This window comes from Petrocella sp. FN5 (assembly GCF_029210395.1).
Taxonomy (GTDB): Bacteria; Bacillota; Clostridia; order Lachnospirales; family Vallitaleaceae; genus Petrocella.
The window spans coordinates 60,394-72,012 of record NZ_JARGDP010000010.1 but is presented as its reverse complement, the minus strand read 5'-3'; the positions used below and the strand labels follow the sequence as shown (position 1 = coordinate 72,012).

The 11,619-nt window shown below is 36.8% G+C and carries 10 protein-coding genes; all 10 read left to right on the top strand.

Annotation, left to right across the window (positions count from 1 at the left end; all coding sequences use genetic code 11):
* Positions 1-63 precede the first annotated feature (63 nt).
* The 10 genes from P0N36_RS04790 (at position 64) to speA (ending at position 11,538) form a co-directional block, all read left to right on the top strand.
* Positions 64-771: a glycerophosphodiester phosphodiesterase gene (locus P0N36_RS04790; RefSeq protein WP_275841696.1), complete on the top strand. Its 708-nt coding sequence runs from the start codon at positions 64-66 to the stop codon at positions 769-771.
* Positions 772-939: 168 nt separating this feature from the next.
* Positions 940-2,175, top strand: a complete 1,236-nt coding sequence (locus tag P0N36_RS04785; protein WP_275841695.1) for an FprA family A-type flavoprotein — start codon at positions 940-942, stop codon at positions 2,173-2,175.
* A 146-nt stretch (positions 2,176-2,321) separates the two neighbouring features.
* Complete coding sequence (locus P0N36_RS04780; RefSeq protein WP_275841694.1) at positions 2,322-3,770, top strand: hypothetical protein; 1,449 nt, start codon at positions 2,322-2,324, stop codon at positions 3,768-3,770.
* A gap of 36 nt (positions 3,771-3,806) precedes the next feature.
* Positions 3,807-4,442, top strand: a complete 636-nt coding sequence (locus P0N36_RS04775; protein WP_275841693.1) for a macro domain-containing protein — start codon at positions 3,807-3,809, stop codon at positions 4,440-4,442.
* A 33-nt stretch (positions 4,443-4,475) separates the two neighbouring features.
* On the top strand, positions 4,476-5,048 hold the full coding sequence (locus tag P0N36_RS04770) for a hypothetical protein (protein WP_275841692.1): 573 nt from the start codon (positions 4,476-4,478) through the stop codon (positions 5,046-5,048).
* Between the two features lie 103 nt (positions 5,049-5,151).
* Entirely contained in the window at positions 5,152-5,568 is a 417-nt protein-coding gene (locus tag P0N36_RS04765) for an SH3 domain-containing protein (RefSeq protein WP_275841691.1), read from the top strand.
* Positions 5,569-5,599: 31 nt separating this feature from the next.
* Positions 5,600-6,370, top strand: coding sequence for an NYN domain-containing protein (locus P0N36_RS04760; protein WP_275841690.1), 771 nt, complete (start codon positions 5,600-5,602; stop codon positions 6,368-6,370).
* Between the two features lie 115 nt (positions 6,371-6,485).
* Positions 6,486-8,612: a methyl-accepting chemotaxis protein gene (locus tag P0N36_RS04755; protein ID WP_275841689.1), complete on the top strand. Its 2,127-nt coding sequence runs from the start codon at positions 6,486-6,488 to the stop codon at positions 8,610-8,612.
* A 44-nt stretch (positions 8,613-8,656) separates the two neighbouring features.
* Positions 8,657-9,406: a tRNA pseudouridine synthase A gene (locus tag P0N36_RS04750; RefSeq protein ID WP_275841688.1), complete on the top strand. Its 750-nt coding sequence runs from the start codon at positions 8,657-8,659 to the stop codon at positions 9,404-9,406.
* A gap of 218 nt (positions 9,407-9,624) precedes the next feature.
* Positions 9,625-11,538, top strand: coding sequence for a biosynthetic arginine decarboxylase (gene speA, locus P0N36_RS04745; RefSeq protein WP_275841687.1), 1,914 nt, complete (start codon positions 9,625-9,627; stop codon positions 11,536-11,538).
* The last annotated feature ends 81 nt before the right edge of the window (positions 11,539-11,619 follow it).

The following is an 11,619-nucleotide window of genomic DNA, read 5'->3' as shown; positions in this document are numbered from 1 at the left end:
GGTTAAAATATTAAAACCATATAGTTTTGACACTTTAACCAATTAGAGAAAGAAGGTTATAAAATGGAAATAATTGCACATAGAGGCGCTTCAGGCTATGCGCCGGAAAACACACTTATTGCTTTTAAAAAGGCAATCGACATGGGAGCTAAGGCTATAGAGTTTGATGTACAGATGACAAAAGATGAAGAAATAGTTGTCATACATGACTACACATTAGATAGAACAACAACAGGAACTGGTTTTGTCATGGAGAAAACAGCAGATGAAATTAGAGATTTGGATGCAGGGAGTTGGTTTGGAGATGCCTTTATAGGTGAGAAAGTACCTCTATTTGAAGCGTTATTAGACCTAGTACACCCAGAAGTTGTTCTTAATGTTGAGATTAAAAAAGTTGCCTTTGATCAAAGGGAAGTTGAGAAAAAAGTTCTGGAAATCATAATGAAAAAGAACCGTTTAGAGAATACAGTCTTTTCATCTTTTGATCATAGATGTTTAAAAAATCTTCTTGAAATCAAAAAAGTTCAGGTCGGTATGTTAATATCATGTAATATGATTGACCCGATTGGCTATGCAACACTTCATGGTATAAAAAGCTATAGTATTAATCAAAATGCAGCTTTTGTGAATGAAGAATTTATTAAAGAAGTGCATAAGAAAGGTTTAAAGGTACTTTCTTATACTATAAATGATAGAGCAACAGCTGAAAAATTTAAAAGTTTAGGTGTAGATGGAATTTTCTCTAATTATCCGGATATAATGGATATATAAGCAAAAGGTATTGCGCATTGCGCAATACCTTTTGCTTATATATCCATTATAGGATTAAAAAGAAGAAGATTATAAGGTTATTGGAATTTATTGATGATTTATAGAACAAAATCATGTATAATTAACACGAGTGAAAACTTATATCGTATAAACGAAAGAGGTGTTAATATGAACATATCAAAATTAAGTGAAGATATATATAAACTAAGTGTTTCTTTAGATAATATATTATTTGAAGGGATTTGGGAAATTCCAAGAGGGGTTTCTGTTAACTCCTATATTGTCAAAGGTGAGAAAATAGCCTTAGTAGATGGTGTTTGTGGCTGGGATGGCGTTCCGGAACATCTTTTTGAGATGTTAGACCAGATGGACATGAAAATAGACGATGTAGATTATTTAATTATTAACCATATGGAGCCGGACCACTCAGGATGGCTTGAAGATTTAAGAAGTATTAATGCGAATCTAAGCATAATCTGTACCAAACCTGCGGAACAGCTGCTTGAAGCATTTTATGGTCGTGTAGATAATATTCGTGTGGTTAAGGATGGGGATACACTAGACCTTGGGAATGGGCGTGTTCTATCATTTGCAACCGTACCTAACGTACATTGGCCGGATGCTATGGTGACCTATGATACAAGCACCAGTACATTGTTTTCATGTGACGTTTTTGGAACCTATGGTCACATTGAAGGTAAGCATTTTGATGAAGATTTAACAGAAGAAGAATTGGTTATATTTGAAGAAGAGGGTGTTAGATACTATTCGAATATCGTAGCGACCTTCTCTGATTTTACGAAAAAAGCCTTAGATAAGTTAAAAGATATAGAGATTAAAGTCGTCGCCCCCGGACATGGCTTAGTATGGCGAAAGAATCCCAGTAAAATCATAGAGGATTATAAGCGGTACGTTGCATACCAGAAGGAACCTGATTTACATGAAGTGACAGTACTGTACGGTTCCATGTATGGTATGACGGAAAAAGCAACCATGCATGTGATTGAAAAATTGAAACAATATGATGTTAAGGTGAACGTTCATAGAGTACCTGAGACATCATGGGGAACCATTTTGGCGTCTGTATGGAATTCTCCTGCAATAATTCTTGCAATGCCTACCTATGAATACAAGATGTTTCCACCTATGGCGGCGGTTCTTGAAGAACTTGGTAACAAGAAGGTTCATAATCGTAAAGCACTTAGAATTGGTTCCTATGGTTGGTCTGGCGGTGCACAAAAAGAACTGGATGAGATTATGAAACATAAAGGAATGCAGTGGACGTTTGTTGATCCGGTTGAATTCAAAGGAGCGGCTCTTGAATCAGATTACAAAAAAATGGACGAAGGCGTTGCTCAGTTGATGGACATAATCGGTGTATCAGATGCAGTCGTAACAGTTTAAGAGCGTTTATCAATAGTATTGGCTTGAAATGTTTTTTTAATAGAATGGTTAGAGGGTCAAAACTAAGTTTATCTATATTCACATACAGATGTAGGTGAAAGTTAAACCATATGATTTTGAAGCCTTAATCATAGAATTGAGTGAATATGGCTATGGTAGAAATCATCAACAACCTTAAGAAAAAAGAAATCATCTATCAAAAATCTGTAGATTTACTCAAACAGTATATTGAAAAAAAATACCCTGATTCAACAAGTGCTTATAGAGTCAGGGTTTTTGCCGATGCCATCCATAAAATCATTAATGATCACATACGAGAATTTAGAAGAGATGATCAGAAGCGAATAAAAGAAGCACTATTTTCTGAGATTTCGCAAAAAGATGTTTTTGCAATCTGTGCTTATGATATTATGAAAACATGTGTGGGTCTGGGATTGGATGAAGAAGCTTTTATAGAACACTTGACCAGTTGGATTAACCATCAACAGTCCATACCGGTTAATCAACAAACCTTACTAAAAATAACACAGGTTGTAAAAGAAGAACTGCATCTGGAAAATCCAATAGAAGAAGTTGACCAAGAAAGTCAAGCTTTGCTTAATCAATTGGAAGCTGCTTTTACTGCCAATGCGACATATGTAGATTCGGAATATCTACTACTTGACCCTAAAACATTAGATGATAGATTCTTTAATACCAACTATGAGGGTTCAATTGATCAGATAGTAGAAATATCAACGCAAAATGACTTTGAAGATGCAAGCAATATAGAAGAGGACCTTCAATTAGACCTGTCTATGCCCGTTGAAGAAGTTAAAGATCCTCGACCAGTTAGAGTGGTGGAACGAGAAAGAACGATTGAACCTTTGATTCTAAGATCTGCTCAAAATGACTTAGAAGAAGCGTTGACTTGGTTTGGGAGATTAAAAAACTATTTGAATCACGGTGATTATAAAAAGGACATTAAGCAATTTGCTATAATTATTGTAAGTGTTGTTGTATTGATGATGGTAGCCTTTGCATTAATTGAAAAGCTTAATACAAAAGAAGAGAGCACCGCTGTTCAAAACGATTTGTATATGACAAACCCAGTTATAATAGGAGAGCCTATAGAAGAAGGAAAGCATGAGGAAAGGGATAATATTCATATTGACGCCAGCCATTTAGATGCAAGCATCCAGTATAAAAAAATAGATAAAATGGCGCTTAAAAAATGGCTTGAAGCACGTAATGCTAAAATTAGTGAAGATATATATTTGGAAAATCTTATCGATGTATCTGAGTTATATGGTGTTAATCCGTTACTCTTGGTGGCCATTACAGGTCAGGAACAGAATTTTGTTCAGAAGGATCATGATTTTGCGGAGCAAATGATTAATAATCCGTATAATGTTTACGTAAGTTGGCAGATTTATAATACAGATTTTGATGAGGCAACACGAATTGCTTCAAGAACAATCTTAACTTTAAGTGAGGATCGACCGCATGATGAAGACCCAGTCAAATGGATCAACAGAAAGTATGCCGAAGATACCAACTGGCATCTCGGTGTCAATACGTTTCTAAGAGAATTAGAGACCGTTGCCGGTCAATAAAGAGGGGACCAATAATGTCTTGTATAGGAGATGGATATGATTAAGTTTGAACTGATTAAGGGAGAGTTGTTAGAACAAAAAGTAGATGCTATTTTGAACCTAACCAATCAGAATTTAGATTATAAAGGGGGTCTAAATGACTTCATTAATAAATATGCAGGCGAAAATCTAGAAAAAGAATGTGGTGAACTGGGAGGTTGTTCAACGGGCAAAGCCAAAATGACCATGTCTTATGATCTTGAAGCTAAGGGGATTGGATGGATTATTCATGCCGTTGGCCCAAGATATGCGGGTGGCATGTATTTTGAAGATGATCTTCTGGCTGATACATATCAAGCTGCGCTGATGTTGACAGTCAATTACAAAAAGCACTATATGAAACAATGTTTGGATGTACTGGACAAATATATTGGCCATTTGGAAGCTTCCGCAAAAATATCATATACACAAGACACAAAATCTGAACTGATGGATTACTTTGAACATCATCCAATAAAATCAATTGCACTTCAATCCATTAGTACAGGCGCATATGGTTATCCCATTGAGGAAGCCGCTAAGATAGCTATTAGAACAATAAAAGCCTTTTGCAGTGACCATGAGCATCTGGAAAAAATCCTGATGGTTTGCCAGGATGAAAACACATATGAAGCATTTAAGAAATATTGTTGAGGTGTTAAAAGAGTAAAAAGGAGATGGATGATTATGCGACAAAATATATCAATAGATAAGTCTTGGGTTGTTGTTATTTTACTATTTTTCATATTTCCGCCCCTTGGATTCATTGCAATCATAGCCAAGGTAATTTACATGATTCTACAATCTCAAAACAATAAAGATCTTGGGTTTTCAAAAGATTTCAAAGAAGAAAGAAAATTCGTTCCGAAACCTCGACAAGATGGTCTTGTTATGCCGGAAAAGAAAACTTTTGCAGGCGACACAGGAAACCATGTAGATGTGCGTCTGGATGCACCTGTAGATTTTCTGAATGAGCAAAAAAACGAGGTGTCAAATACAGGTAGTAAAAAAGCAAGATCTGAAGATCAACTAAATACCCCGCCGGATTTGACCATTGAAAAAGTTCATATTGACACCATTGTGTCTGTTGAAGAACTTGAGAAAAAACTTCATATGGAGCATACAGAATCTGAACACACCCAACCGATAAAGATGATTACCTGCACCATGTGTGGCACAGAGAATCCAATTTATAAAATTGATGTATTCGAAACGCCAAATTGTAAAAAGTGTGGTATGCTACTTTTAGATCGATCTTAAGGGACAACCCCTGTTATATGGATATTAATCACAATAGGGTTTATAAGAAGACATTTATACGTTATAATAAGGTTTGGTTGCAATTTCTATTTGGAGAATACTTATGAATAAACAAAATAGGTTAAAAAGCTTTTTAATTATACTGGTTTTTATATTATTAACAGGCTGTAGACCCATAGAGGGACTAGAGCCTAGTGAAGAATCAACTGAATCTATAGATATTCCGGTAGTGGATACAACATCTGAAGAAGTGGAGCCGATACCGGAGCCGGAAGAAAGAGATGCTTTACATGTTCAGATTATTGCGGATGTTCTCAATGTACGCGAAGAGGCTTCAATTAATAGTGCCATTGTTGATAAGGTCAAGGAAGATGATGTTTTTGAGGTCTTGGATGAGGCAGTAGATGCTGATGACCAAGTATGGTACATGATTAAAACAGATCGGGATATTTTCGGTTGGATTTTCGGTGCATATAGTATTGCCATAGATGATGAAGATGTAGCAGATACAAGCAATTAGAGATGGATTAGAAGAGTGAGGTTCCAAGTAGATGGATGAAAAAGATAAAAAGATTGCAGTTTTAATTGATGCAGATAATGTTTCGGAAAGATACATTAAATACATTATGGATGAGATATCTAATCATGGAACCCCAACCTATAAGAGAATATATGGGGACTTTACAAAACCTAATCTTGCTTCATGGAAGAATGTGTTACTCAATTATTCTATTTCTCCCATTCAGCAATATAGCTATACCACCGGAAAAAATGCAACGGATGCGGCTTTGATTATTGATGCTATGGATATTTTATATTCAAGTCATGTAGATGGTTTTTGCATAGTATCCAGTGACAGTGATTTTACAAGATTAGCAGCCAGACTTAGGGAGGCGGGCATGTATGTGGTCGGTATGGGTGAGAAAAAAACACCGACACCATTTATTTCGGCATGTGAGATATTCAAGTATCTTGAAGTACTGGCAGCACCACCAAGCGGCGAAGCGAAGTCAGATAAGGCACCGGCGAAAGAAGAAGCAAGAAAAGAAGGCATCACCAGTAAGCAAGCATTAATTCAGTCTATAAAAACTATAATTACTGAGGCTTCGGACGAAGAAGGTTGGGTTAATCTTGGTGAGGTTGGTACAAGATTGAATAAAAGGTACCCGGATTTTGATACAAGAAACTATGGTCATTCAAAGCTATCACCATTGATTTTAAGTCTTGAGCAATTTGATGTGCTAAAACGTAAGAATCCTAATAGCCTATATGGCATCAATTATTATATTAAAAACAAGGAAGAAAAACCAAAGAAAAGGTAGGTGTTTACGCTCAAAATGAATTAGGTACAATTATAACATAGGGTGATTCGGTTCATTCATAGAGTATGAATGATAGAAACTACAACTAAAATAAAAAAGGATTAAAGGTGCGCATATGAAAACGGAGAAAAAAATGTTCACGAAGCAAGTCAAGATGGCTGCTGTCAATCAAGAAAAAAGGATGAACGAAAGTATGTCCATTAAGCTTAAGCTTACGTTATCCCACGTTCTAATTTCAATCATTCCCATAGCCATAGTTGCTATGATGCTCTTTACCAATGGGAAGGACTCAATATTAGAAGAGGTACAAAAAGCGAATCTTGCGTTAGCAGATCAAGTTACAGAGCAGGCCAATCTTAAACTAGACGCCATTGACTCGGATTCTAAGCTTTTTTTATATAATGTTAAAATCACCCAATTGGTTAGTCGATCACCTGAAGACTATGATAATACATTTACCTTCATTCAAGAACGAAGGGATAATATAAGGGCACTTTATGTTTCACTCAATGTAACCAAACCGGAGCTAAAAACTGTAGCCTTTATAAAGGAAAATGAAATAATAGATTATGCCAATATTGACTATTTAAGTGATGCTTCGTTTATAGAAAACTTTATGGCCAGTGAATTAAGAGCTCAAGTATTAGAATCAGGCTCACAACCGTATTGGACTTATGGTATGTATGGTACATCAGATATCTTTTTGTATAAGACCGTGGGCAATGTATATGATATGACAAAGCCAGCTGTTATGATGTTGACGATTGAACCCACTTATTTAACCAGTATTTTGGACCCCGAAAAGCTAGGAGAAGGGACAAAAATGTCAATCGTTGACATGAACGGGCAAGTGGTTGTTTCTTCAGATGAGACGACCGAAGTGGGTAGTATGATTGGTATATCTGATGAGCTTATAGGTAAGGCAATCCAAAGTGTTGAAAGTAGTGATAATGGGGCATCTATTGCAAATGGTTCATTTGTTACTAATCGTCAAGTGAACACGGAAACCATGGTGGTTTTCAAAGAATTGGCAAATGGTTGGATGTATGTAGCTGAAATCCCAACAGCTACCATTTATGGTGGCATCAACAATATGAAATCTTTGGCAACCCTTATTGTTATATTCTCTTTTGTCTTGGCGATTGTTATAGGACTATTGTTGGCATTTAATATTGCAAAGCCAATTGATTACATACGTAGAAAAATGAAAGCAGTAGAGTTAGGTGATTTGACCGTACGCAGTGTGATCAAAGGCAAGTATGAAATAGGTCAACTCTCTGAGAGTTTTAATGCCATGACGGAAAATATGGCACAGATTATTAAAGAGACAGGTGAGATTACCAGTGAAGTTGCCACAGATTCTGAAGAATTAAAAAGCATAGCATCTCATTCTGCTTTGGCATCTAAAGAAGTCATAGAAGCAGTTGAGTCATTATCAGAAGGGGCTACAGAACAGGCTCATGATTCAGAAAGAGCGGCAGAGGTAATCAAAGAATTGGTTACAGAAATGAATAAGACAGAAGAAAGCTTCAATGAAGTGGTTAGGGTAACAACCAGAACAAAAAAAACAAGTGTAGAAGCGTCCTCCACAATTGACGATTTGAATGCAACAACAACAGAGACCATTGTATTATTTAATGATATTAAACGGGACATGAATCAACTGACCACACAGTTCAAAGAAATCTTGGGCATCATTGATATGATTAATGCCATCAGTTCTCAAACCAACCTGTTGGCTCTTAATGCAGCTATAGAAGCGGCACGAGCAGGGGACGCAGGTAAAGGATTCGCTGTTGTAGCCGACGAAGTTAGAAAACTTGCCAATCAATCCAGTGAAGCCGCAAAAAGCATTAGTGCCATCGTCACAAATATAAACACAGCAACGCAAAAAACAAGCAATATGATTGAAAGTGGAGAAGCTATTTATCAAAGACAAGAAGAAGCTGCCAAGAATACAGGCACCACATTTGCAGATATTGTTAAAGACATGGATAGCATTATTCATGAAGTGGACAATGTATATATTCTACTCTTTGGCTTAGAAGAAATAGAACAAAAGGCTACAGAGTCGATTAATAGTATAGCAGCCGTAGCACAACAATCCGCTGCTGCCATTGAAGAAGTCCTAAGTACAGGTGAAGAACAAACGGCTTCGGCAGAGCATTTATCTGAAATGGCCATGAAATTGTCACAGGTCATAGAAAAGATGGATAACAACATTAAGAATTTTCAAGTATGACCTTGATAGAGTAAACTAATAATCAAAGATCCGGAAAGGATACCATGCAAAATTATAAAATAATCATTGCTTATGACGGTAGAAGATATAAAGGCTATCGAAAAACCAAAACAAACAGCGAGCAAAGTATCCAAGGTAAGCTAGAAGCAATTCTCTATAAGCTATATGAAAAAGACATTGAGGTTATTAGTGCCGTTAACACGGATGCAGGGGTCAGCGCACATTACCAGGTAGTTAACTTTCATGCCCCGGATATAGGCATGGATGAAAAGGGTATTTACGAGTACTTTGAAACCTATCTACCGGATGATATCATCACACTTTCAGTTGAGAAAGTGGATGAACGATTTCATAGTCGATACCTTGCAAGGCAGATTACCTATACTTATAGATTGTGGAAAAAGAATGCACCTAGGCGACCACTTTTTGAAAGACAACTTGTCAATGTAATGGATAAGCCATTAGACGTGACAATGATGCGAGAAGGCGCTAAGGTTTTCTTGGGAAGTCATGACTTTGCAGCATATGCAACCAAAAGTAAGTCAGGAAGTACCATCAAAGAAATTCAATCTATGGACATAGAGGAAACGGACGTTGAAGTGATCATCACCATGACTGCAAATGGATATTTGCTGAATATGGAACGGTACATTGTAGGTACTTTGATTCAGATTGGTTTTCTTGAACGAAAGGTAGATTCTATTCACCGAGGGTTTAAAACCAGAGATAATAAAGACGTAGGCCATAAAGCTATGGCTCACGCTTTATGTCTTAAGAAGATAAGCTACGAATAGCCTTGTAGTGAATAGGAAGCCTCTTAATGATATGCATCAAAAGGAGATACTTATGAAGCAGAAGATGCAATGATTCATCCACAAATTATGGGAAGTGATAAAAAAATGAAATGTTGACAATCGCTCTTTGACATGATATTTTTGTCATAGTCCTTTGATGTTTTAAAGATAAAAGGATTGGTTCGTTATGGGCAATATTGAATGGAAGGAAAGTGATTATGAATAAAGCAGAATTACTTGGTCGTTGGACCAAAGAAAAATCTGAAGAACTATACGGTATAAAGAATTGGGGTAGTACTTATTTTTCCATTTCAGATGAAGGAGAAGTTCTCGTTAATCCCTATAGTGATAAAAAGTCAGCCGTAAGTCTCATGGACATCGTATCCGGTGTTAAGGATCGAGGTCTGGACATGCCGGTCTTATTAAGGTTTGAAAATTTATTAGACTCACAAATTACATACTTAAATGAATCTTTTGCAAAAGCGATGAAGTCTTTAGATTATAAAGGTGTTTATAGAGGCGTCTATCCTATAAAAGTGAATCAACAACAACAGGTGGTTGAAGAAGTTACTAAGTTTGGGCAGAAATATCATCATGGCCTTGAAGTGGGTAGTAAACCGGAACTCATCGCGGCTTTGTCTCATATTAAGGATAAAGAATCTTGCCTTATTTGCAATGGCTATAAAGATGAAGAATTTATCGATTTAGGTCTTTACGCGACTAAAATGGGCTTCAATTGTTTTTTTGTTATAGAGATGCCCAATGAACTGGATATTATTTTAGAAAGATCAAAGATTCTAAACATTAAACCCAATATTGGGGTTCGAATTAAGCTATCGGCAAAAGCAGGTGGACACTGGACAGATTCCGGTGGCGACCGTAGTATTTTTGGGCTCAATATGTCTCAAATCATTGAGATTGTGGATGAGCTGAAGGCAAAAGACATGCTTGACAGCCTTAAGTTGTTACACTACCATTTGGGTTCCCAGATTCCGAATATTCGAGATATTAGGAATGCTGTGCTTGAAGCTGCAAGGGTCTATGCTGAATTGGTGAATGAAGGCGCTACCATGGGCTACCTAGATCTAGGTGGCGGGCTGGCCATCGATTATGACGGTTCCAGTACCAATTATACTAACAGTAGAAATTATACAGTGGATGAATATTGTATGGACGTGGTAGAAGCGGTTATGCGTGTCATGGACCAAAGAGATACACCCCATCCGATAATCATTACCGAATCAGGACGTGCATTGGTTGCATATTATTCTATTTTACTTTTTAATGTACTGGATGTGGCTGTTTTTGAAGAGTATGAGATTCCTGAAAAATTGGACGAATCTTTGCCAGAACAAATTAGAAATCTATATGAAGTGAATAAGAGCATTAATCATAAAAATATTCAAGAATGTTATAACGATGCGCTCTACTATAGAGATGAGATTAAAGACATGTTTAAACATGGCAGGATTAGTCTGCGGGATCGTTCTTTCTCAGAAAAGATTTTTTGGAATACGATTCATCAAATCGCCAAGGCCAAAAAGAAGTTGAAATTCGCACCACCGGAACTTGAAGACATTGAAAGTGCGATAGCAGATATTTATTATTGCAACTTCTCAGTGTTTCAGTCAATCCCTGACAGTTGGGCCATCGATCAGTTATTTCCCGTTATGCCCATCCATAGATTGCTTGAATTGCCGAAGCGAAATGCCGTTATTGCAGATATCACCTGTGATTGTGATGGTAAGATTGACAGATTTATTGACCTACATGATGAAAGATCCACATTACCCCTTCATGAGTTGCAAAAAGATGAATACTATTTAGGAATTTTCTTAGTTGGTGCCTATCAAGAAACACTAGGGGACTTACATAATCTATTCGGAGACACCAATGTCATTAGTGTTCGTATTAACAAAGATGGTAGCTTTGAACTGATTAAGGAGATTCAAGGGGATAGTGTAGAAGACGTACTATCTTATGTGGAGTTTGATGTAAAGCAAATGCGGGCGAACTTTAGAGAAACTGCGGAAGAGGCCATAAGAGAAGGTTTAATGACGCCAAGTGACCGAAAGGAAATCATGCTCTCCTTTGACAATGGCCTACGAGGGTATACGTACTACGAAAGATAGACTTATAATGAATGATAACCATAATCTAACTCAACCCTCCAAGGATAAAAGCTTAGAGGGTTGACTAAATTTGAAAGTGAA